Consider the following 22403-nt stretch of genomic DNA (forward strand, 5'->3'; position numbering starts at 1 on the left):
CGATGCACCCTCACAGCAACGGTCAAGACAACCACTCCCCCACCGCATTCCGATGGAGCCCGCATCCGTCCCACACAAGCCGCCCTGTGGTGATCGGATGGTGTTATGCCTGCTCATCATCTGTCTCCCCCTCACCGTCAACATCCGGTTCATTCATCGCCCCGGCCATAGGGCCGGGGCTTATTCGACACCAGACACACAGAGATCCCTATCATGTCGAACCATAAGCCCGTCATACCGCCCGATCCCCAGCGCCAACCCCTGTCCGACCCTTACAATTTCTCCCTGATCCTGGGAGGCCCGCTGTACCAGCTGTGGAGCCGAGCGCACCTTGGCGAGATCAAGACCCACATCCGGCGGCGGATCCTGGTGCTGAGCGGGCTCTGCTGGCTGCCCCTGTTGCTGTTGTGCGCCCTGGAAGGCAGCCTGCTACAGGGGGTGGCCGTCCCCTTTCTGCTGGATGTGGAAACCCATGTGCGCTTCCTGGTCTGCGTCTCCCTGCTGGTCTATGCGGAGCTCATCGTCCATCAGCGCATCCGGGGGATCGTCAGCCAGTTCATCGAGCGGGATCTCATCTCGCCCCTCGCCCTGCCCCGTTTCTATGATGCCATTCAGAGCGCCATGCGCTGGCGCAATTCGATCCCTCTGGAAGTAGGCCTCATCCTGTTTGTCTTCACCATGGGCTATTTCATCCGGACCAACACCTTCGCCCTGCACTCCTCCACCTGGTACGCCACCATAGAGGACGGCCATATGACGTTGACCCTGCCCGGCTTCTGGTTCTTCTGGGTGAGCAACCCCATCACCCAGTTTCTGATCCTGCGCTGGCTCTACCGGATCATCATCTGGACCCGCTTCCTCTGGCAGGTTTCCCGGATCCGGCTCGAACTCCTGCCGACCCATCCCGATCGCAACTGCGGCCTCGGCTTCCTCGGCGCATCGGCCTACGCCTATTCACCGCTGCTGACCGCCTTTGGTGCCCAGCTGGCCGGCTTCATCGCCAACCGGATCTTCTATGACGCCGCCGTGCTGACCGCCTACAAGCCCGAGATCATCCTGTTGGCGGGCTTCGGGCTGATGCTGGTACTGGGCCCGCTCGGTGTCTTTGCCCCCCACATACTGGCGGCAAAACGACAGGGTCTGCGGGAATACGGCGCCCTCGCGGCCGAATACAGCCGCGGCTTCGAGCGCCGTTGGCTGCGCACGGACGACAGGGACGGTGAACCCCTGCTCGGCGCCGCCGACATCCAGTCCCTCGCCGATCTGGGCAATGCCTATACCGTGATCAAGGAGGTCAGGCCCCTGCCGTTCAGTCGGGACATGTTCCTGCAACTGGTGCTGGCTACCGTCGTCCCCTTCATGCCTCTGTTGCTCACCATGTTTCCCTTCGAGGTGCTGCTCGATCGCCTGATCGGGGTGATCTTCTGATGGCCGAGAACGCAGGACAGTGAAAACCTGAGGGCAAATGAGAGAGCCCCTGCCGTCTTTGGCAACTCATGACATCAATGGGAGAGAAGAGGGTGTGAAGCAAGGGGCTTTACAGGGACGCCGTCATCAACGGAGGAAAGCGAAGAGGCGCCAAAACAAAGACCCCGCTCTTGCGAGCGGGGTCTGGCATTTCAAGGAGAGTCGGGACCCACGGCCCAGAAAGCAAAAAACCGCCCCTGAGGTCGGTTTTTCTAAATTTGGCGGTGAGGGAGGGATTCGAACCCTCGATACGTTGCCGTATACACACTTTCCAGGCGTGCTCCTTCAGCCACTCGGACACCTCACCAAATTTTTGTCTGTTGTTTATGGTGTTCAGCCAACACCCGTTCGTCACGCTGTTGCGCTGGAACGGGGCGTAATGTAAGGGATAGGCTCAGGCCGGTCAATCCTATTTTTCATCTTTTGCAGTCAATTGCTCAATAACCGAACCAAGTGACCAAAAACAGGCCGTTCCCTATCCCTTTCACTCAATTTTCAGCCGCTTCGTGCAAGGTTTCCCCTTTGATGGCCTCCTCCAGCGAGCCGTAGAACTCCAGCTCACCCGGGATGGGGCGCACCTTGGCGCGGGCCAGAGTCTTGAGGGGTTGGAACTGCAGCTCGGCCACCCGCACCCGGACCCCTGTCTTGGCCATCCGCTTGGCAAACTGCTGGAAGGCGGCCAGTCCGCCCGCATCCAGGATGGAGACCGCCTCCATCTGCAGCACCAGGGTCTTGTGATCCCGCACCTCGGCCAGCAGCTCGCCGAACACCCGCTCCGCCGCCGCGAAGAACAGGGGACCGTTGATCTTGTAGATCAGGGTATTGGCCGGCACCTCGCTGGCATAGCGCCTGTGTTCGGCCAGGTTGTGCAACTTGGTCATCTTGGCGACCTCTCGCATAAACAGCAGGGACGCCAGGATCACTCCGAAGGTGATGGCGATGACCATGTCGAAGATGACGGTGAGGGAGAGGCAAACCAGCAGCACCAGCACGTCCGAGCGGGGCGCCCTGCGAATGAGATCCACCACCTTGTGGGCCTCGCTCATGTTCCAGGCCACCAGCAGCAACAGGGCCGCCATAGCGGAGAGCGGCAACCAGGAGAGCCAGGGTGCCAACACCAGGATGGCGGCCAGCACCACCAGCGCATGCACTATCCCGGAGATGGGGGACGTGGCGCCGGCCCGCACGTTGGCGGCGGAGCGCGCGATGGCCGCCGTCGCGGTGATGCCGCCGAAGAAAGGGGCCAGTATGTTGCCAAGCCCCTGCCCCACCAGCTCACCGTTGGAGCTGTGCTTGCGCCCCGTCATGCCGTCCAGCACCACGGCGCAGAGCAGGGATTCGATGGCTCCCAGCATCGCCATGGAGAAGGCGGCGGGCAGCAACCGCTGAATGGCCGCCAGATCCCAGACCACAGGGGCGCCGTCGGGCCCGGGCAATGCCCAGGGCATCATCAGGGTCGGTGCTATGGGGGGGATCCCCATGCCCTGAGTGCCATCGGCCAGGGTGTAACTGAACTTGCTGCCGATGGTGGCCACATCGATGCCCATGGTATGCAACCCAAAACCGAGGCCCACCCCGACCAGCACGGCCGGCAGATGACCCGGCACCGGCAACCGCAGGCGGGGCCAGAGCAGCAACACTGCCAGGGTCGCCACCCCCACCAGGGTATCGCCCCACTGCCAGCTCGGCAGCGCCTGAACCAGGGCTTCGACCTTGCCGACATAGGTTTCCGGCATCTCTGGCACCTGCAGGCCGAAGAAATCCTTGATCTGCAGGGTCGCTATCACGATGGCGATACCACCGGTAAAGCCCAGGGTGACCGAAGGCGGAATGTACTCGATGAGGCGACCGAGTCTTGCCATCCCCATGGCCACCAGGAAGAAGCCGGAGAGCAGGGTCGCCATCAGCAAGCCACCCACCCCGAACTGCTGGGCCACCGGATAGAGGATCACCACGAAGGCGGCGGTCGGCCCCGAGATGGAGAAACGCGAGCCCCCCGTCACCGCGATGACGATGCCGGCGATGATGGCGGTGTAGAGACCGTGCTGGGGCGGCACGCCGCTGGCGATGGCCAGCGCCATGGCGAGCGGAATGGCGATGATGCCGACCGTGATGCCGGCGATGAGATCGCGACCGAAGCGCGCAACGCTATAGGGTTCGTCGAAACAGGATTGGCGCAATGCGATGGCCAGCTTCACGCCTTGTAAGGAAGCTTGATTGTGCATGTCTAGGGTAATACCAGAAGAGGGAGACAAAGGCCGGAGTGAACCGGCACCCGATCATCATCAAGGGCCGGCAGAGCTGTCGACGCGGCGATGGTATCGAGGGCAACCATACCCGAGCCGGCAAGATAATTCGATGGGCAGGATCAAGAAATGGCCATTACCCCACGGTATTGCCGTGGATGAGCGGTATATCGCCGATGTTTATCGCCATTTTAGTTATCCGCCATCATCGACGATTCGGGGCAAATCAGGGCGACCATCCAACCCCTGCCTCTGCCCGGCCCTCAGGCACTGGTGCCTTGAGAGGCTAGATGCAAACCTGCCAATCGACGCGGCGGCGAATGCCTCTCCCCCGTATCTTTGAGTCGCATTCACCCACCCAGGCGTTGCCAGACAAGGCAGCGCCCCTTGGTCGGTGCCAGATAGCTATCCCAAGCTGCTGATTGTGCTGAAAATAGTCCACAACGACCAAGTTTTGGGCAAACGGACCGAAAAGCCATTTTTTGCGCAGGGTTACGGGTTGACACCCGTCCGGGGGATCATTAATATCCGCTCCGTCTCGACGAGACAGGCAATTCCTCCTTAGTTCAGTCGGTAGAACGGCGGACTGTTAATCCGTATGTCACTGGTTCAAGTCCAGTAGGAGGAGCCAATTCCCTCGTAGTTCAGTCGGTAGAACGGCGGACTGTTAATCCGTATGTCACAGGTTCAAGTCCTGTCGAGGGAGCCATCTTCGAAAGCCCGCTTAGGAAACTGAGCGGGCTTTTTGTTATTCCGCGCCCCCCAGATAGGCTTTGCGCACGTCCTGGTTGCCCAGCAACTCCTCGCCGCTGCCGCTTAACCGGATCTTCCCGTTCACCATCACATAGCCCCGATCGGACAGCTTCAGCGCATGGTGGGCGTTTTGCTCGACCAAGAAAATCGTCATGCCGCTTTGCGCCAGCTCCCGCAGGGTGTGCAGGATCTGTTTCACGACGATGGGGGCGAGCCCGAGACTGGGTTCATCCAGCAGCAACAGCTTGGGGCGGCTCATGAGGGCGCGGGCGATGGCCAGCATCTGCTGCTCCCCCCCTGACATCGTCATCGCCCGTTGCTTGCGCCGCTCCTTCAAGCGCGGGAACAGATCGAACATGGCTTGCATATCCTGCGCCCCATGGCGATCGCCTATCGGTATGGTGCCCATCAGCAGATTCTCCTCGACCGTCATGTCGGGGAAGACTCGCCGTCCCTCCGGGGCCTGGGCAATGCCCGACGAGGCAACAGAATGTGTCGATCGATGGCTGATATCTTCACCGCAAAACAGGATCTGCCCGCTGCGGATCCGTGGCTGACCGAATATGGACATCAAGAGCGTGGATTTCCCGGCCCCATTGGCGCCGATCAACGCCACTGTTTCCCCTTGATGCACCTGCAGGCTGACCTGTGTCAGCGCCTGAATGGCGCCATAGAACACATCGACGTCACGAAACTCCAGCATCGCCTCACTCATGCGCAGACCTCGTCTTCGTCGGTGCCAAGATAGGCGGCAATCACCTTGTCATCGTGCTGGATCTGCTCGGGTTTACCCTCTGCAATCACATCACCGTGATCCAGCACTATGATGTGGTCCGAAATCTCCATCACCATGCCCATGTCGTGCTCAATCAGCAGCACTGTGATGCCGTGATGGTCCCGCAGAAACCGGATGATCTTGCTGAGGGTGCGCGTCTCCACCGGGTTCAGGCCGGCGGCGGGTTCATCGAGGCAGATGAGCTCCGGGGCCGTGCACATGGCCCGCGCGATCTCCAGCCGCCGCTGCTGGCCATAGGACATCTCCCCTGCCAAGCGGTTGGCACAATCCACCAGATCCACCACCTCGAGCCAGTAAAAGGCGCGATCCAGCGCGCGGCTCTCGGCCCGCCGGTATGCCGGGGTGTTGAGCACCCCGGCCAGCAAGTTGCGGTTCACCTGCATGTGTTGGGCGACCAGCAAATTTTCCACCACCGACATTTCCCTAAACAGGCGGATATTCTGGAAAGTGCGTGCAAGGCCGGCACGGTTCACCAGATGGGTGCCACCAAACATCTTGTAGAAGATGCGCTGCCCGAGTTGCGCCGGGTTGACCCAATCCCCTGGCTGGAATGCCTGACCGAGGACCTGGATCACATTGGTCGTTTGATTGCGTCCGTTGAAAAAGATATTGCCGCCGGTCGCCCGGTAGAAACCGGTCAGGCAGTTGAACACCGTGGTTTTGCCCGCGCCGTTGGGGCCGATGAGTGCGGTGATGGAGCCGCGCCGCACCGTGAGACTCACGTCATTGAGCGCCTTGATACCGCCAAAGGAGATCATCAGATGCTCGACATTCAGGATCATGTCGCTGAGAGGACTGTCCGTCATGGGGCCACTCCTTTTCGTACCGCGAAGCCGCTGCGGTTGATGCGGATAAGGCCTCGCGGTCGCCAGATCATCATCACCACCATCAGCATGCCAAACAGCAACACACGGTACTCGGCGAAGCCACGCAGCAGCTCAGGCGTGACCGTCAGCACGAAGGCCGCCAGCACGACGCCTATGGTCGAGCCCATGCCGCCCAGCACCACGATGGCGAGGATCAGGGCCGATTCGAAGAAGGTGAAGGAAGTCGGGTTGACGAACCCTTGATAGGTGGCAAAAAACACCCCGGCAATGCCCGCGGTGGAGGCCCCGAGCGTGAAGGCTGAGAGCTTGACCAGCACATGATTGAGCCCCATGGAGCGGCAGGCAATTTCATCTTCCCGCAGCGCCTCCCAGGCGCGCCCGATCGGCATGCGGGTCAGCCGATGTTTGACATAGAGCACCCACACCACCACCAGCACCAGAATGGTGTAGATGAAGATGAATTTAAGGTTGGGGTTGTAGCTGAGCTCAAAGAATTCATGGAAAGGCACACCGCCCTGCTCTTTCGCTCGTCGCCCGAACTCCAGCCCAAAGAGCGTGGGTGGCGGGGCAGAGATCCCGTTGGGGCCGCCGGTAAAGACCAGCCAGTTATTCAGGATCAGGCGAATGATCTCCCCGAAACCAAGCGTCACTATCGCCAGATAATCCCCGTGCATACGCAATACCGGAAACCCCAGCAGGGCCCCGGCCGCCGCCGAGATCAGCGCCGCCAGCGGCAACATCGACCAGAACCCAAGGCCGAGGTATTGGTAGCCGAGCGCGAGGCCATAAGCCCCGATGGCATAGAAGGCGACGTAACCCAGATCCAGCAAGCCGGCTAGCCCCACTACGATGTTCAATCCCAACCCGAGCAGCACATAGATCAGGCCGAGGATCGCCACCGTCAGCACATATTTGGTGGCAACGAAGGGGAAACAAATGGCCAGCGCGAGCACCAGCGGAATAATCCAGCGCAGGGGATTCTTGTAGTCGGGATCACGCACATAGACGCCCGAGTTGTCCGTTTCAAAAAAAGCGAGCAGGCGAGCCCCTGCGGCCGTGGTCAAGAAGGCGCTCATCAGAAAGCGCCCTGCCATGACGGCCAGGATGATCCACACCAATCGCTGCCCCGCGAAATTAAAGCTGTAGCCATCCAGCACCACGCCAACGATGGGGCCAAAGATGATCAGCGCCACCAGACCGGCAAGCATCGCATCCAGCGTGCAGCGCCTGAGTGAGAAACCGCCTTGCAACCTCGTCTGTGATCTCATGTCAGGGCCTCACACCTTGGTAATGACGGGGCGGCCAAGCAGCCCCTGCGGACGGAAGATGAGGATCATCACCAGTAACCCGAACGAAAACACATCCTTGTAATCGGAGTTCACCATCCCCGAGAATTGCGCCTCCGCAATGCCCAGCACCAAGCCCCCCAGCATGGCGCCGGGCAGAGAGCCAATGCCTCCCAGCACCGCGGCGGTGAAGGCCTTGATGCCAATGATGAAGCCGACATAGAAGTCGAAGGTGCCGTAGTTGAAGGTGATCAAGACACCGGCCAGCCCCGCCATGGCGGCACCAATCACAAACACCAGCGAGATGATCCTGTCCGTATTGATGCCGATGATGGAAGCCATCTTTCTGTCCTGTTGCACCGCCCGGCACATGCGCCCCAATTTGGTATTACTGATGATCCAGGTGAGCAATAACATGCCCGCAAAGGAGGCAATCAAAATAAACACCTTGGTGTAGGTCACCTGGACAAAACCGTCGTCGATATGAAAACGAAATACCCCGTCGAGCAAGGTAGGCACCCCTTGCTGGCGCGGCCCCTGGCTGATTTGCGCGTAATTTTGCAATATTAATGACATGCCGATGGCGGAAATAAGCGGCGCCAGGCGAGTTGAGTTACGCAGGGGTTTATAAGCGATGCGCTCTATGGTCCAGCCATATACACCCGTCACCACTATGGTGAATACCAGGGTGCCGAGGATCAGCAATGGAAAAGAGTGCAATCCGAAGAACGACAATAACGCCAGGCCGATGGCGCTGAGATAAGCCGAGATCATATATACCTCGCCGTGGGCGAAGTTGATCATGCCGATAATGCCGTACACCATGGTGTAACCGATGGCAATCAGGCCGTAGACGGAACCCAGCGTTAATCCATTGATCAATTGCTGCAGGAAAAATACATCCATCCTAGTACGCTCTCTTATGGGTCGCGAAGACCTGGTGTTTATAGAGCGCCGACTCCCGTCGGCGCTGAGCGTTTTCCACTGTGCCGTTATCGGGCATTATTTGACTTCTTTATAGGCGCCCTTGTCGTCCCATTCGTACACCACGTAATCGGAGACTTTCAGATCCCCTTTGCTGTCCCAGGACTTTTTACCCATCACAGTCTCAACAGTGTTCCCCTTCAGCCAGGCACTGGCCTTTGCGGAGTCAGTGCCACCGGCGGCCTTGAATGCCGCGGCAATGGTTTGCACCGAGGCGTAGGCATAGAGGGTGTAGCCTTCCGGCTCAAACTTGTTGGCGCGGAATTTCTCGATGACCGCTTTGCCGTCCGGGATCAGACGCGGGTCCTGGCCGAAGGTCATATAGATGCCCTTGGTGTACTGAGGGCCACCGGCGGCCGTGACCATCTCGGCGTTGACGATGCAATCCCCCGAGAAGAACTTGGCCGACACGCCCTGCTCACGCATCTGGCGCACCAGCGGGCCGCCTTCCGGGTGACAGCCACCGAAGAACACCACATCGGGTTTCTGCGCACCTATCTTGGTCACCAAGGCGTTGAAGTCTTTTTCGCCACGCGACAAGCCCTCGTACATCACGTCTTTCACGCCGCGCTTGGCCAGCGCCGCCTTGGTCGCATCGGCAAGCCCCTGGCCGTAGGTATCTTTGTCGTGAATGATCACCACCCGCTTGGCCTTGAGCTTGTCGATGATGAAGTCACTGGCGACTTGTCCTTGCTGGTCATCGCGTCCGCACATGCGGAACATGTCGCTCATGCCACGCTCGGTGACCAGCGGGTTGGTCGACCCCGGGGTGATGGCGATGATCCCGGCGTCGTTGTAGACCTCGGAGGCGGGCATGGTCGACGATGAGCAGAAGTGGCCGACCACCGCATTCACTTTGTCCTGATCAACCAGACGGTTGGCCACGGCGACGGCCTGTTTGGGTTCACAGGCGTCATCCCCCTGCACCAGCTTGATTTTTTCGCCATTGATCCCGCCTGCGGCGTTGATGTCATTCGCGGCCTGAGTCGCCCCGTGCCAATACTGATCGCCATAGGTAGCATTCGGCCCGGTGAAGGGGCCTGCCACACCGATCACAATATCCGCGTGGGCGGAAAATGCCGTGACCAGACAACTCGTCAACACGAGGGAAATAGGACTTCTGATGAAGGTTAGCGACATTATGCTGTTCCTTAGCAAAGTGGTTTATGTATGTGACGTTGAACGCCTCGATGGCGCGCCCAACCCAACAGCAAAAACGAGAACAATATGTACGAAGCGAACTTAATCCAGACATTATCCTGTGAGGTGGAGGTGGGGTGCTTGCGCTCGTTGCTAGCTGAAAAAAGCTAAGCAAATGATTGTCATAGTTGCAAATCGAGCTGCAATATTTTGACATGCCACAGTATAGGCGCCCTGTTAAGCGACCCGGCCCGGCGAAGTGAAATTACGGCGGGGATCACATCCGCTTAAAAATAACGAAAATGAATCATGCGGCGGTCAGAATATTTGCTACCTTGCGCCCAAAAAACGCGGATAAAAAAGCGGAAATATATATTCGGAAAAAAGATGGCATCTTCCATCAGAGAGTCAATGTCCCTTCTCAAGCGACGATGACTCTTTGCATCTGCCCTCCCCGCACGGCGTATGAAATCCCCATCACCTGCCTTCAATCCCCGTCGGCTCGCCATTCTCCGGACTTTCTCCCCGTTCAGGGATGCCATCGGGAGCGGATCCACGCCATACTCTGCGCACTTTCCCCCTGTTCGGAGTCTCCATGCGTCGTTTCAACTTCATGCTCAATGGCAGCCGGTTGATGATGTTCCCCTTCTACGTGGCCATCCTGGTCTGCGTTGCCCTGCTGATGGTGAAATTTGCCATGCAGCTCTATGTGCTGTGCCGCGACATCATTGAGATCCACTACATGGATCTCATCACCGGCGTCCTGACCCTGGTGGACTTCGTGCTGGTGGCGCAGATGCTGATCCTGGTGGCCATCTGCGGCTATGTGCAGTTCATCCAGACCCAGGAGCAACGCGAGGCGCTCGGCAACAACTGGCTCAGCAAGATCAACTTCGCCTCCCTCAAGCTCATCGTCATCAACTCCCTGGTCACCATCGCCGGGATCGAGGTACTCAAGGCCTTCCTGGATGACGGGGTCGGCAACGAGGTGGAGATGAAGTGGTCGGTGATCGTGTTCCTGGCCTTCTCGCTGGCGGCGCTCATCTATGCGATCACCGAGCGACTGGCGGATCACAAATAGCCCCCCTTCTGTTCAGGGCCTATTCATCAGTAGCGAAATTGATAACTCTTTTCATTGCGGTTACCCCATTGTAAACTTGCTTCCCCGGGCGAAATGCCCGGGCGTTGGAGCCTGTATGACAAGCCTTTTTCTCTCACCACGACACTTCTGGCGATGGCTGGCCTACCACCATCAGGCCGCCGAGGGCAGCCTCTACCTGATGTTCTTCTCCGGGCTGCTGCTGTGGGAGCCGCTGACCCCGCTCTGGTCCCTGGCCCGCTGGAACCTGTTCCTTCACGTCATGCTGTCGCTGTCCCTGTTCCCCCTGCTGTTTGGCGCCTTCTGGCTCTCTCATCGTCGCCTGCTGCGCCACAGCCACAAGCCGTTCTTGCGCACAACGGGTCAGATCATCGAGGCCCTGCTGCTGGTCTGCCTTGGCAGCGGCCTGGTGCTCGTCCTGCACGGCACCCCCGGCGACAGGCTGGGTGCCCTGGCGAGCTGGACACACTGGCTCAGCTCCCTGATGCTCACTCCCCTGGTGCTGCGCCACGCCTGGCGCTGGACCATTCTCAAATGGCGTTCCTGATCCCATGTTGAAGTTGCTCTTATCCTGTCTGCTCATCGGCCTCTCGCTGCTGGGGTCGGCCCAGGCCCAGCAGATGGGCTCGGCTCTGCTCGCCTATGAGGATGGCAAGGCTCCGCGCCTCGTCACCGCCAACCAGGGCGCAGGTTCGGTGACCCTGCTCGAGCGCGGCAGCGGCGAACGGCTCAAGGAAGCAGCCCTCGGCGGCGATCTGCGCCAGCTTGCCCGCAGCGACGATGGCACCCTGCTGGTCACCGATTACAGCGGTGATCGCCTGCTGCTGCTCGATGATGATCTCGATGTGAAGAAGGCCATTCCTACCGGCCATCGCCCTTATGGCGTCATCTTCGATCCCAAGCGGCGCTGGTTCTGGGTCACGCTGTTCGAGGCGGCACGCCTGCAAGCCTATGATGTGGATGGCCGCCTCCAGCTGGATCTCCCTACCGCCGAGACCCCGCGCGGACTGGCCCTCACCGACGACGATCGACTGCTGCTGACCCACGCCATGACGGGTCAGCTGGCCATCTACGATCTCGGCACACTCAAGGGAGCGGCAGATAAGGCGACCCTGGCCAACCCCAAGCTCATCACCCTGGCCGAGACCCACAGCGACACACCGAGCGATTCCCAGGGGCTGCCACGCCTGCTCGATGGCATCACCCTCTCCCCCGACGGCAGCGAGGCCTGGCTGCCCCATGTGCTCTGGAGCTTCGATCACCCCTTCCAGTTCCAGAGCACCGTCTTCCCGGCGGTCTCCATCATCGATCTGGACAGCGAGACGGAGCGGGTGGATGAGCGCAAGCAGCTGTTCCTGCAGATCAATCTGCCGAACGTCGGCAACCGCAGCCAGATCGTCTCCAACCCCTTCGCGGCCCGTTTCGCCGCCGATGGCAAGCGGGTCTACCTGACGCTCGCGGGCTCCGAAGATCTGCTGGTGTTCGATCTCTCCCGCAGCGGCAAGCAGAACAGCAACCGCCACCGACGCAAGAAGTTCCAGGGGGGCGCCAAGGCGACCCAGTTGCTGCGCCACCTGCCGGGCCAGAACCCACGGGACCTGCTCATCGATGGCGACCACATACTGGTGCACAACGTCATGGGCCAGGATCTGACTCGTCTCGCCAGCGGTGGCAGCGGCCCCTTCGCCCGGGTCACCGTCGATGTCCCCCACTTCGCCAAACTGGTGCAGGCCGATCCCCGTCCCGAGCCACTCAAGCGCGGTGAGCGGCTGTTCAACCTCGGCAACACCGCGGCCAATACCCGCTTCCCCATGGCGGGGGACAACTGGATGAGCTGCAACTCCTGTCACCTCGACGGCTTCAACTTCACCAACCGCTTCCTGATGCAGGCCCATCGTCAGGCCAGCAAAGACAACGCCATCAATGGCCACGCCAACCTCACCAACATGGTGGCAGGGGATTTCATCGGTGAATACCTGCGCATGACCCAACAGACCCAGGGCGGCATGGGCCATGACGGCCGCGACGGGGCCGAGACGGTGGATCCCACCCAGCCCCAGCCCGAGGTGAAAGCCATGATGGAGGATCTGCACGCCTTCGTGACAGCCGATGGCAACCTGCCCTATCTCGCCAACTGGCTGCGGCTCGATGCCCCGCGCACGGATCCCGCCAAGGCGCCGACCAGCCATCCGAAAGAGTGGCTCAACTCCGCCTCCTGCCAGAACTGCCACCAACAGGCCTTCGCGGATTGGAGCGACAGCAACCACCGGCTGATGGGCAATTCCCATCCCTATTACAAGGCGGTGCAGGCGCTGGCCAGACAGACCGAAGGGGAAGCCTTCGGCCAGTGGTGCCAGGGCTGCCACATGCCCCAGCAGGTGATGACGGGCCAGACCGACTTGCCCAAGGGCTCCCATATGCTGGAGCGGGGTGGCGCCTCCCTCATCAAAGCCCACCAGGCGGGTGAGCCCGTGGTGGAAGAAGGCACCAGTTGCCTACTCTGCCATCGCATCACCAGGCTCGAAGATGCCGGTGGCAACAGCGCCTTCACCGTCAACCTCAAGGACAGGGAGAGCTACGTGTTCGAGGATGCCCCGGGCGGCAGCGCCCGCCACTGGCTGGCCGAGCGGCAGATCAACGCGCGTCCCGCCATGCACAAGGCCTCCTACCAGCAGGACTTCTATCAAGATGCGGCCCTGTGCAAGTCCTGCCACAACGAATTCGCCCCGGGCACGGGCGCCAATATCGTCAACACCTGGGATGAGTGGCAAAACTCCAGCTTCGCCACGTCAACCGATCCGGACAAGCGTCGCGGCTGCATCGACTGCCACATGAACCCGGAGCCCGGCAACGGCGGCGCCCCGGTCGCGGGCCAGTCCACCGAGAATGGCCCCGTGAAGGCACGCCTCTATCGCCACAACTTCACCGGCGCCCAGCACCAGCTGGTGGGGCTGCGCAACCCCGAGCTCGAGCAGGAGAGCCTGGCGCTGCTGCGCTCCAGCGCTGCCCTCTCCGCCCGCATCGAAGACACGGCAGACCAGCCTCGGTTGGTGGTACGCGTCACCAACGTCGGTGCCGGTCACGCCCTGCCCACCGGGGTCGCGGATTTCCGCGAGCTCTGGCTGGAGCTGACCGTCACAGACGCCACCGGCCAGGTGGTGCTGAAAAGCGGCCAGCCGGTGGGGGGCGCCGTGCCCGAGGATGCGAGACTGTTCAGGAAAGTATTCGGCGATGCCGCGGGCAAGCCGCTGGGGCTCAAATTCTGGCGCTACGAGAAGCTCTTGGAAGACACCCGCATCCCGGCCGATGGCTGGCGTGACGAGGCCTGGCCGCTGCCCGTCGATGCCAGGGGGCCCTTTGCCGTCGACATCAAACTCAATTTCCGCACCTATCCCAAGTGGGTCAACGACATAGTGCGCGCCAGCGAGCCGCAGTTGCCGGAGCCCCCCATAGTGCTACTCAACCGGCTACAGCTGTCTCTGCTGCAGCCGACCCCACCCGTCCCTGACACGGAGCATGAACGCTGATGTTTGCAAGTTTTCTCATTACCCTGCGCGAGGGGCTGGAAGCCTTTCTGCTGGTGGGCATCTGCCTCTCCTATCTCGCCAAGCTGGGGGCGAGCCGTTACAACAAGTACATCTATTTGGGGGTGCTGCTGGGGCTGATTGCCTCCCTGGCCGTGGCCTTCCTGTTCCAGGTGGTGGTCAGCCAGTTCGAGAGCGAGCGCTACAACCACCTGCTGATGGCGGGGATCCTGATCTTCGCCACCCTGGTGCTCACCTACATGGCGGTCTGGATGCAGAAGCAGGCCAAATCACAGGTGGGGGCCATGACGGCGCGCATCGATGCGGCCATCGACGGCGGCAACCTGTTTGGCCTGGTGCTGCTCGCCTTCCTGGCGGTGATGCGTGAAGGCTTCGAGACGGTGTTGTTCTTCTCGGCGCTGCTCTACTCAGGTCAGGGGGTGAGCCTGCAGTCCGGCCTGACCGGCGCCCTGGCGGGGCTGGCCCTCTCCCTGCTGCTGGTCTGGATGCTGCTGCGCTCCACCCGCAAGGTGGCGCTCGCCCCCTTCTTCCGCTGGACCGGCCTGCTCATCATCATCATCGCCGCCGGCCTGCTGTCGTCTGCCGTCAACATGCTGCAAGCCGCCGGTGTCATCACCCTCTGGACCACGCCGGTGTTCAACATCAGCCACATCCTCGACGACAGGGGCGTATTTGGCACCTTCCTGCGGGCGCTGTTCGGCTACAATGCCTCCCCGGCCGGCCTGCAGCTCGCCACCTGGCTAGCCTACCTGGCGGTCTTCGTGACCATCTGGTATCGCAACTACAAGCCCAGACAGGTCGAAGCCAACAAGGCATAAGCCACCTTTTTTCAGTAGCGGGGCCTGCGGGCCCCCTTTTTCTCCTTGTGTCGTGGATAGCGTTGGATAGAGATTGATGGGCGATAACAGCAGTAAAAAAATTGCGGTGCTGGGGGCGGGTCCCGCCGGTCTGATGGCAGCCTGGCGCCTGCGACAGGCGGGCTTTGCTGTCACCCTGTTCGAGCAGGAGAGCGTGGTGGGGGGCATGTGCGCCACCCAGCGCTTCGCGGGCAAGGACGGGGACTACCGTTTCGACTACGGCGGCCATCGCTTCATCACCAAGAACCCGGAGCTGCTCGCCTTTATCGACGAGCTGATGGGGGAGGACCTGCTGCACGCGGAGCGCAAGAGCGTCATTCGCTTCGCGGGACGCACCTACGACTATCCCCTCAATCTGCCAAATTTGCTCAAGACCGCGCCGCTCTCCCTGATGGCGGGGGCGCTCAAGGACTTGCTGCTGCTCCCCTTCGCCAGCAAGCCCACCGATTTTGCCAAGGCGAGCTTCGCCGAGTGGATCCAGAGCCACTTCGGCCGCACCCTCTACCGCCAATTCTTCGAAGGCTACACGGCCAAGCTGTGGGGCATCAACCCGGACCGGCTCTCCGCCGACTGGGCGGGTCAGCGCATCAGCCTCATCGATCTGAAAGACGTGGCCCGCCGCCTGCTGCCAAGACGCAAGGGCAGCACCTCGGTGCGCACCTATGCCCGCAAGTACCGCTACCCCAAATATGGCTTCGGCCAGATCTTCACCACCCTGGGAGAGCGGCTGATGGCCGAGGGCGTCACCCTCAGGACGGGTGCCACCATCAGCCGGCTCGATCAGGCTGATGGCCGCATCCAGCGGGTGCATTGGTCGCAAGATGGCGCGGAGCAGAGTGAGGCTTTCGATCAAGTGATCTCCACCCTGCCCCTGCCCCTCACCTGCCAGCACCTCGGCTTGCCCTGCGAGCTGCACTACCGCGCCCTGCGCTTCGTCAACATGCCGCTCAATCAAGAGAACCTGTCGGACAACACCTGGCAGTACCTCTCGGATCCCCACATTCTCGCCACCCGCTTGCAGGAACCGCGCCGCCGCAGCCCCTTTATGGCGCCCGCGGGCAAGACCTCGGTGATGCTGGAAGTCCCCTGCAATCCGGGGGACGAGACCTGGCAGGCGCCGCTGGCCGAACTGCGCGAGCGAGTCAGCCAGGATCTGGCGAGCCTCGGCGTTGATACCGGCAAGCTTGGGGAGGAGACCTTCGAGGCCCGCAGCGAATACGCCTACCCGCTGATGGATCTCGGCTATCAGGGACGGCGGGACGCGGCCATCCAGCTGCTGATGCCCATCGACAACCTCATCATGAGCGGGCGCCAGGGCACCTTCCGTTACATCTTCACCGACACAGCCATGGAGATGGGGCTGATGGCGGCGGACATGGTGATCGACGGGGTGGACAGACGGCACGCCATCTTCAATCATCGCAACGAAAATACCGTGATCGAAACCCAAAGCGTGGCCTGATATGGCGGCAGAGAAAGCGGACAGACGCCTTGTCACCTTCAACCACAGCAACGAAAACACCGTGATCGAAACCCAGAGCGTGGCTTGAAGCCGCGCTCGATAAAGGAGAACAGGATGATCATACGCAGCGCTCTTATCACCCTCTTGTTGCTGACGACCATGGGGCAGGCTCATGCCTACTCCTACGCGGCGGCGGGCAAGGAACCCCTGATCGACGCCCGCGAACAGCTGCTGAGCGCGGCGAGCGAGGGCCAGGATGCCAGCGCCGTGCTGACCAGCCTCGACGAGGAGCTCACTTATCTCGAGCAGCATCACAAGGTGGTGCTGAAGGCGCCGCTGGCCGAGGCCATCAAGAACAAGGATGCGGCCACGACCGCCACCCTGCTCAACCGCGCCTACAAGGCCGAGATCGAGCGTCGCCTCGAGGGGGCCGGGCAGAACCTCGGGGACTACCAGACCGCCAAGGTGCTGGTGGTCAAGAGCAAGCGCTTCCTGGACTTGATCCTGCCCTCCCTCGGCGAAGCCGATCGCAAGGCCGCGGATCAGGCGCTCGCCAGAGTGCTGGATGCCATCGGTAACCCCGGCGTGTTCGGAGTGGGCGCCAAGGTCGCCGACGAGAAAGCGTTCAAGGCCGCCGAGCAGGATCTGATGACCGTGCTGGCCCCGCTCTGATCGTCCCAACCGAGTGATGCCCCCCCTCATCCCCAGCCCTTCTCCCGCCAGGGGAGAAGGGAGCTACTCTCGGCAACCGGCTAGCGCCTGCCCGTCTATCTGGTTGCTGCTCCTGCTGCAATTGGTCTGGATGGGCTGGCTCCTGGCCTTCCCCGTGGCGCTCGATTCAGACGATGCCCTGAACTTCGCCCACGGGGTGGCGCGCTTTAGCGTGCTGGAGTTCTCCCCCCACTTCCCGGGCTACCCCGCCTTTATCTGGCTCGCCCGCCTCATCAACCTCCTGACTCAGGATGCGGCAAGCGCGGTGCAGTGGGCCAGCCTGCTCGGCAGCAGCCTGCTGCCCCCCCTGAGTGCCCTGCTGGCGGTGCGGCTGTGGCGACGATCCGAGCTGCTGGCGCCAGTCTGGCTTGGGGCCATGGCGCTGCCGCTCACCCCCACCCTGGCGCTGTCCGGCCTCTCGGACGGGCCGGCCTTGGCCGCCTGGCTCGGCGCCCTGCTGGCTCTGCGCACTTCGTCATCGGTTTCCTCACGGCTCTCTTCACGCCGGCTGGCCCTCGCGGGTCTGTTGGTGGGATTGTTGCTGGCCCTGCGCCCCTCCTACTTCGTGCTAGGGCTGTTGCCGCTGTGGCAGGGATGGCAACACAGGGGGCAGCGGCTGCACTTCGTCACCCCCATAACCCTGGTGGGGCTCGCCTGTCTGCTGTTCGTCTGGCAGGCGGATGGCTGGGCCTATTTTGCCGAGGGACGGCGTTTCACCGATGGTCACTTCCACCTCTGGGGCAACACGGCGGCGGCCCACGGCTCGCGCCTGCTGAGCTGGGGCCAGACCCTGAATGCCCAGCTCAGCCCGCTCTGGCCACTGCTGATGGGGCTGCTGCTCTGGCCGCTCTGGTCAGGAGCAAAGCGCACATGTCTCGACAAAAGCTGGCCCCTCGGCTGGCTGGCCCTGCTGCTCTGGACCCTGCTCGGCCAGAACCCGGACAATCCCCGCCACCTGGCGCCGCTGGTGTATCTGGGCTTGATCCTGCTGGTCGGTTGGCTGCCTGCGGCAAGGCCTGTCGCCTCTTGGTCAATAAAGGGCGCCACGCTGGGGGCCCTGGCGCTGCTTGTCACCACCCTAATCCCGCCCAGCTTGCCGGCCATGAGTCAGGCCCGGCAAATGGCCGAACAAGGCTGTCCGGCGCTGGTGACCCAGTGGGGCGTGCGGCTGCTGCGCGAGTCCAGCCCCCTGCCCGTCACCGATGGCTGGTATGAGGGCGACGCGCGGCTGGCGCTGGCCAAGGGCGCCTGTCGCCTCAGCCGCCGCCCCCTCGCTGCCGATGCCCTGCCGGGCCCCCATGACGCCCACTGGTTTGCGCCCCGTTTTCGCGCCGAGCCCGGTCTCTGGCTCGCCCTACCCCGTTGATGTTGTGACCTTCATCCACCACATGGCGTCTTTTGGCACCAAAGATGCCCGCTGACTCGACTACACTCACTGCGCACAGGGGATGCAGGGGGATGGGAGATGAAGGGAGGCAAGCCGTGGTATCTCGCGCCACTGATATTGGCCATGGCCTGCGCGCTGCTGTTGTTGCCCGCCTGGCTACAAGGCGGGACCCAGGGGCACGATCTGTTTCACCACCTGATCTCCGGCCACTACTTTGCCCAGCAGCTGTGGCAGGGGGAGCTCTACCCGCGCTGGCTGATGGGGATGAACGGCGGCTTTGGCAGCCCCACCTTCTTCTTCTATCCCCCGTTGCCTTACTACGTCAGCGCCCTCTTTGCCGGCCCCGGTGCCCTCCCTCAGCAGGCCGTCTATCCGCTGCTCGCCAGCGCCAGCCTGGGGTTGTGGCTCTCCGGTCTGTTCGCCTATATCTGGCTGCGCGGCGTCACCACCCCGGGTCGGGCCCTGGCCGTCAGCCTGCTCTACTTGGCCCTGCCCTATCACTTGGCCATGGATCTCTACGCCCGCTTCGCGCTGGCCGAGTTCTGGGCCTTCGCCTGGGCGCCGCTGATCCTGCTGGCCCAGGATCTCACCACCCGCCGCCAGCGTCATGGCCTGCCCCTGCTGGCCCTGGGTCTGGCGCTGCTGGCCTACTCCCACCTGCCCAGCCTGTTGCTGATGCTGGGCCTCATCAGCCTGCGCGCCCTGTGGCAGGCCTGGCGTGCGCGCACCCTGCGCCCCTGCTGGCTCACCCTGGGGGCGCAGGGGCTGGGGCTCTGCATGGCGGCCGCCCTGCTGCTGCCCGCCCTGAGCGATCAGGGCGCCATCTCCATGGAGCTGATGCGCGGCGGCATGTTCGACTATCGACGCAACTTCCTCGACCGCCTGCCCGGTGGCTGGGGCGACTGGCGCTTTCGCGCCCATCTGACCTGGCAGAGCCTGTTGACCCTGGCCCTGCTGTTGACCGCCTGGGCCGCCAGCCGCGAGCCGCGCCACCCCGAGCTCTTGTGCTGGGGAGCGATTGGGGTAGCCGCCTTCCTGATGATGCTGCCCCTAAGCCAGCCGCTCTGGAGCCTGCTGCCCCCGTTGCAGCGGGTGCAGTTCCCCTGGCGGCTCAACTTCGTGCTCGCCCTGGCCACGGTCGCGGTGGTGGCCCTCGGCACCCCGGTCCATAAACCCTGGCAGTGGCTCTGGTGGGGGCTCTTGCTGCTGACCCTGATCTCCACCCTCGCCTACGTTCATTTCTCTCCGCTCACCCGGGCGCCGACCAGAGCGGCCATCGCCAGCGAATTCGACAGCAAGCGCAGCGCCCGGGAATACCGACCCAAGCAGGTGCCAAGCGGCATGTTCGCCCCCACCCTGCTCGCCTGGAAAGACGAATTCCAGCCCCCCGTCAGCGCCGATCCCCCGATCGCGAGCTGGACGGTGCAGCGCTGGCAACCCCGCCAACTGACGCTCGAGGTGACGGCCAGCGCCCCCACCCGGCTGGTCCTGCACCAGTATGATTACCCCGGCTGGCAGGCCTGGCTCGATGAGAGCCTGCTGCTGACGGTGAGCGCCAATCGGCAGGGGCTGCTGCAAGTCTGGGTGCCCGCCGGCAGCCACAGCCTCAGCCTGCGGCTGATGGCCCGCTGGCCCGAGCGGGTCGGCAACGGGCTGACACTGCTGGGCTGGCTGATCTGGCTAGGGGTAACCTGCCATCGCCCAAAACCAGCCAAGAGGGATGATTTGTCAGCCGATCTGACCTCAGGGCCGGGGTCAGGATAGTCCTGCCCCGGCCAGCCAAAGCTGATAGACTCAACACTGTCTTCCCCATTCCCGGCCTTGCCCACGACTCGGATACCCTATGCCCCAAGCCACGACCCTCTCGCCCCGCTTCCTGTTCATCCTGCTCGGCGCCCTCGCGGGCCTGACGCCGCTCGCGGTGGACATGTACCTGCCCGCCATCCCGGCCATCGCCCGGGACTTGGCCAGCAGCATCGACGGCGCCCAGCTCACCATCAGCGCCTTCCTCGGCGGCTTCGCCATCGGCCAGCTGTTCTACGGCCCCCTGGCTGACAGCTTCGGCCGCAAGCCGGTGATCCTGATGGGGCTCTCCATGTTTGCCGTCGCCTCGGTCGGTTGCGCCATGGCGGATTCCCTGCCGGAACTGCTGGCCTGGCGCATGTTGCAGGCCGCAGGGGGCGCGGCGGGATCTGTGGTGGTCAACGCCCTGCTGCGCGATCTCTTCGAGAAGGATGCGTTCTCGCGCGCCATGTCCTTCGTCATCCTGGTGATGACGCTGGCACCGCTGGTGGCCCCCGTGGTGGGCGGCTACATCAGCGCCCACAGCGACTGGCGGGTGATCTTCTGGCTGCTGGTGGGGATCAGCCTGTTTATCTGCCTGGTGTTGCAGTGGAAGATCCCCGAGACCCTCAAACCCGAACACAGGCAGCCCCTCAAGCTCGGGCGAGTGCTGCGCAACTACTGGGGGGTGCTCTCCCATCGCGGCGCCATGGGCTATGTGCTGTGCGGCGCCCTGTCGAGCTCTGGCATGTTCGCCTTCTTAAGCGCCTCCCCTTACGTCTACATCGAGTATTTCCACGTGCCGACCGAGCACTATGGCTGGCTGTTTGGCCTCAACATACTGCTGATGATGGTGGTCACCTTCGTCAATAGCCGGCTGGTGAAGGGGGTCGGCGCCGAGCGCATGCTGCAATACGGCCTGATGATGCTGCCGCTGGCCGGCGCCCTGCTCATCTACAACGCCTGGAGCCAGACAGGGGGCCTGTGGGGCATCGTCATCCCGGTGGTGCTCTTCGTCGGTCATATCAGCCTGGTGGGGGCCAACGCCATGACCGGCCTGATGGGCCAATTCCCCCAGTCGGCGGGCACCGCCTCGGCGCTGGCCGGCACCCTGCGCTTCGGGGTCGGCGCCCTGGTCGGCATTTTGGTCAACCTCAATCCCCCCGAGTCACCGCTGCCCATGGCCATCGCCATCGCCAGCTGCGGCTTTGGCTCGGCGCTCTGCTACTGGCTGCTGACCGGCAAGCAACGTTGAAATAGACAGCAGCCATAAAAAACGCGGCCCCGGCACCACTTTCATCGAGATCGATGGAAAGGGCGCCGGGGCTGTGTGCTTTGGGCCGTTCAGATCCGCCGGGAGGGCAAGATCCGTGCCCTCAGGGGCCACTATGGGCCAAGAATCCTGAAAAAAATCTTATCAACTTGGCTCAATCATTAGCAGAGCTGATAAGTTTGAGCCTATTTCTTGCCAAAACCGGACTGCTTGAGGGTGTAGCCGGCGCTGTTTTGCCAAGCGTCCAGGCCGCTTCTGTTGTTGCCCGCCACCAGGCTGGCGGCGAGGCTCGGACTGTTGAACAGCTGATCGGCGATGAACACGAAGCCCCCCTCGGCGCGAGGACCTATCACCCCCTTGCTCAACAGCTCCTGGCGCAGCTCGATCACCGCCTCGCGCAGGGAGGCTGCGTCCTCACCGTTGGCGGTGGATCCCGCCTGCACCATGAAGCCGGGGTTTTGCCGTTTGCCGACCGGATAGCCATGGGCCTCGGCGCCCTTGCCGTTGAAGTGGTAGAGCTCGCGCTCCCCCGGCTTGTTGTCGGAGAGCGCCTTTTGCAGGGTCATCAGCTCGTTGTAGATGTCGATGGGAACCACGGCAGCCTGCTTGGTGCCCTTGCTGTCGATGATAAAACTGACTTGCTTGTGTAACATCCTTGCTCATCCTGCGACCCATGGAAGCCTCTATTCTAACCACCTCTGGCGAGCGGGATCCAGCGAGGATCCTCATCCCTTTTGCAGCCGGGATCACTAACTGGCATAGTGAAAGCCATTGACCATCAACCGGTT

At 62.3% G+C, this 22403-nt stretch carries 17 protein-coding genes and 3 tRNA genes; 12 read left to right on the forward strand and 8 right to left on the reverse strand.

All coding sequences use genetic code 11. From position 1 onward, the window contains the following. Nucleotides 1–213: 213 nt before the first annotated feature. Entirely contained in the window at nucleotides 214–1428 is a 1215-nt protein-coding gene (locus BN1124_RS12745; RefSeq protein WP_042642460.1) for a hypothetical protein, read from the forward strand. Nucleotides 1429–1686: 258 nt separating this feature from the next. Here the strand turns inward: BN1124_RS12745 and BN1124_RS12750 are convergent. Both BN1124_RS12750 and dauA read right to left on the reverse strand, forming a co-directional pair. Further along, nucleotides 1687–1774: transfer RNA gene (locus BN1124_RS12750), tRNA-Ser, on the reverse strand. Nucleotides 1775–1955: 181 nt separating this feature from the next. Further along, entirely contained in the window at nucleotides 1956–3692 is a 1737-nt protein-coding gene (dauA, locus tag BN1124_RS12755; RefSeq protein WP_042642462.1) for a C4-dicarboxylic acid transporter DauA, read from the reverse strand. Nucleotides 3693–4268: 576 nt separating this feature from the next. Here dauA and BN1124_RS12760 point away from each other — a divergent pair. Next, nucleotides 4269–4344: transfer RNA gene (locus BN1124_RS12760), tRNA-Asn, on the forward strand. Between the two features lie 2 nt (nucleotides 4345–4346). Further along, a tRNA-Asn gene (locus tag BN1124_RS12765) sits at nucleotides 4347–4422 on the forward strand. A gap of 39 nt (nucleotides 4423–4461) precedes the next feature. Here BN1124_RS12765 and BN1124_RS12770 read toward each other — a convergent pair. The 5 genes from BN1124_RS12770 to BN1124_RS12790 all read right to left on the reverse strand — a co-directional run bounded on the left by BN1124_RS12770 (nucleotide 4462) and on the right by BN1124_RS12790 (nucleotide 9406). Next, complete coding sequence (locus BN1124_RS12770) at nucleotides 4462–5181, reverse strand: ABC transporter ATP-binding protein (protein ID WP_042642467.1); 720 nt, start codon at nucleotides 5179–5181, stop codon at nucleotides 4462–4464. Next, nucleotides 5178–6068 carry an ABC transporter ATP-binding protein gene (locus tag BN1124_RS12775; protein WP_042642469.1) on the reverse strand — a complete coding sequence of 297 codons (891 nt, stop codon included), beginning with the start codon at nucleotides 6066–6068 and terminating at the stop codon, nucleotides 5178–5180. Before BN1124_RS12775 ends, BN1124_RS12770 begins: the two co-directional genes overlap by 4 nt. Next, nucleotides 6065–7357 (reverse strand): high-affinity branched-chain amino acid ABC transporter permease LivM, encoded by a 1293-nt coding sequence (livM, locus tag BN1124_RS12780; RefSeq protein ID WP_042642471.1) that lies wholly within the window; start codon nucleotides 7355–7357, stop codon nucleotides 6065–6067. Before livM ends, BN1124_RS12775 begins: the two co-directional genes overlap by 4 nt. Nucleotides 7358–7366: 9 nt before the next feature. Continuing rightward, nucleotides 7367–8281, reverse strand: coding sequence for an ABC transporter permease subunit (locus BN1124_RS12785; protein ID WP_042642474.1), 915 nt, complete (start codon nucleotides 8279–8281; stop codon nucleotides 7367–7369). 96 nt (nucleotides 8282–8377) lie between these two features. Beyond that, nucleotides 8378–9406, reverse strand: a complete 1029-nt coding sequence (locus tag BN1124_RS12790) for a branched-chain amino acid ABC transporter substrate-binding protein (protein ID WP_231553643.1) — start codon at nucleotides 9404–9406, stop codon at nucleotides 8378–8380. A gap of 688 nt (nucleotides 9407–10094) precedes the next feature. Between BN1124_RS12790 and BN1124_RS12800 the strand changes: the two genes are divergently transcribed. The 9 genes from BN1124_RS12800 to BN1124_RS12840 all read left to right on the forward strand — a co-directional run bounded on the left by BN1124_RS12800 (nucleotide 10095) and on the right by BN1124_RS12840 (nucleotide 21597). Continuing rightward, nucleotides 10095–10580 (forward strand): YqhA family protein, encoded by a 486-nt coding sequence (locus BN1124_RS12800; protein WP_042642480.1) that lies wholly within the window; start codon nucleotides 10095–10097, stop codon nucleotides 10578–10580. Nucleotides 10581–10695: 115 nt separating this feature from the next. Then, nucleotides 10696–11145, forward strand: a complete 450-nt coding sequence (locus BN1124_RS12805; protein WP_042642482.1) for a hypothetical protein — start codon at nucleotides 10696–10698, stop codon at nucleotides 11143–11145. 4 nt (nucleotides 11146–11149) lie between these two features. Beyond that, nucleotides 11150–14125 carry a YncE family protein gene (locus BN1124_RS12810; protein ID WP_042642484.1) on the forward strand — a complete coding sequence of 992 codons (2976 nt, stop codon included), beginning with the start codon at nucleotides 11150–11152 and terminating at the stop codon, nucleotides 14123–14125. After that, nucleotides 14125–14961: an FTR1 family iron permease gene (locus BN1124_RS12815; RefSeq protein ID WP_042642486.1), complete on the forward strand. Its 837-nt coding sequence runs from the start codon at nucleotides 14125–14127 to the stop codon at nucleotides 14959–14961. Before BN1124_RS12810 ends, BN1124_RS12815 begins: the two co-directional genes overlap by 1 nt. Before the next feature lie 76 nt (nucleotides 14962–15037). Further along, complete coding sequence (locus BN1124_RS12820; protein ID WP_042642488.1) at nucleotides 15038–16462, forward strand: FAD-dependent oxidoreductase; 1425 nt, start codon at nucleotides 15038–15040, stop codon at nucleotides 16460–16462. 114 nt (nucleotides 16463–16576) lie between these two features. Beyond that, entirely contained in the window at nucleotides 16577–17134 is a 558-nt protein-coding gene (locus tag BN1124_RS12825; protein WP_042642489.1) for a hypothetical protein, read from the forward strand. Nucleotides 17135–17237: 103 nt separating this feature from the next. Further along, a complete protein-coding gene (locus BN1124_RS12830) occupies nucleotides 17238–18539 on the forward strand; it encodes a hypothetical protein (RefSeq protein WP_042642491.1) in 1302 nt (433 codons plus the stop codon). Nucleotides 18540–18638: 99 nt separating this feature from the next. After that, nucleotides 18639–20324 (forward strand): hypothetical protein, encoded by a 1686-nt coding sequence (locus BN1124_RS12835; protein WP_042642493.1) that lies wholly within the window; start codon nucleotides 18639–18641, stop codon nucleotides 20322–20324. A 79-nt stretch (nucleotides 20325–20403) separates the two neighbouring features. Further along, entirely contained in the window at nucleotides 20404–21597 is a 1194-nt protein-coding gene (locus BN1124_RS12840; protein ID WP_042642495.1) for a Bcr/CflA family multidrug efflux MFS transporter, read from the forward strand. Between the two features lie 203 nt (nucleotides 21598–21800). On the opposite strand, the gene BN1124_RS12845 is transcribed toward BN1124_RS12840, so the two are convergent. After that, entirely contained in the window at nucleotides 21801–22268 is a 468-nt protein-coding gene (locus BN1124_RS12845; protein ID WP_042642497.1) for a DUF4357 domain-containing protein, read from the reverse strand. Nucleotides 22269–22403 lie beyond the last annotated feature (135 nt).

This window comes from Aeromonas eucrenophila (assembly GCF_000819865.1).
In the GTDB taxonomy this organism is placed as follows: domain Bacteria; phylum Pseudomonadota; class Gammaproteobacteria; order Enterobacterales; family Aeromonadaceae; genus Aeromonas; species Aeromonas eucrenophila.

Coding starts and splice junctions, on each gene's coding strand:
- BN1124_RS12815 (WP_042642486.1), top strand. CDS start 14,125: ATGTTTGCAAGTTTTCTCATTACCCTGCGCGAGGGGCTGGAAGCCTTT.
- BN1124_RS12820 (WP_042642488.1), top strand. CDS start 15,038: ATGGGCGATAACAGCAGTAAAAAAATTGCGGTGCTGGGGGCGGGTCCC.
- BN1124_RS12775 (WP_042642469.1), bottom strand. CDS start 6,068: ATGACGGACAGTCCTCTCAGCGACATGATCCTGAATGTCGAGCATCTG.
- BN1124_RS12845 (WP_042642497.1), bottom strand. CDS start 22,268: ATGTTACACAAGCAAGTCAGTTTTATCATCGACAGCAAGGGCACCAAG.
- BN1124_RS12835 (WP_042642493.1), top strand. CDS start 18,639: ATGAAGGGAGGCAAGCCGTGGTATCTCGCGCCACTGATATTGGCCATG.
- BN1124_RS12840 (WP_042642495.1), top strand. CDS start 20,404: ATGCCCCAAGCCACGACCCTCTCGCCCCGCTTCCTGTTCATCCTGCTC.
- BN1124_RS12745 (WP_042642460.1), top strand. CDS start 214: ATGTCGAACCATAAGCCCGTCATACCGCCCGATCCCCAGCGCCAACCC.
- BN1124_RS12825 (WP_042642489.1), top strand. CDS start 16,577: ATGATCATACGCAGCGCTCTTATCACCCTCTTGTTGCTGACGACCATG.
- livM (WP_042642471.1), bottom strand. CDS start 7,357: ATGAGATCACAGACGAGGTTGCAAGGCGGTTTCTCACTCAGGCGCTGC.
- BN1124_RS12770 (WP_042642467.1), bottom strand. CDS start 5,181: ATGAGTGAGGCGATGCTGGAGTTTCGTGACGTCGATGTGTTCTATGGC.
- BN1124_RS12785 (WP_042642474.1), bottom strand. CDS start 8,281: ATGGATGTATTTTTCCTGCAGCAATTGATCAATGGATTAACGCTGGGT.
- BN1124_RS12800 (WP_042642480.1), top strand. CDS start 10,095: ATGCGTCGTTTCAACTTCATGCTCAATGGCAGCCGGTTGATGATGTTC.
- BN1124_RS12805 (WP_042642482.1), top strand. CDS start 10,696: ATGACAAGCCTTTTTCTCTCACCACGACACTTCTGGCGATGGCTGGCC.
- dauA (WP_042642462.1), bottom strand. CDS start 3,692: ATGCACAATCAAGCTTCCTTACAAGGCGTGAAGCTGGCCATCGCATTG.
- BN1124_RS12810 (WP_042642484.1), top strand. CDS start 11,150: ATGTTGAAGTTGCTCTTATCCTGTCTGCTCATCGGCCTCTCGCTGCTG.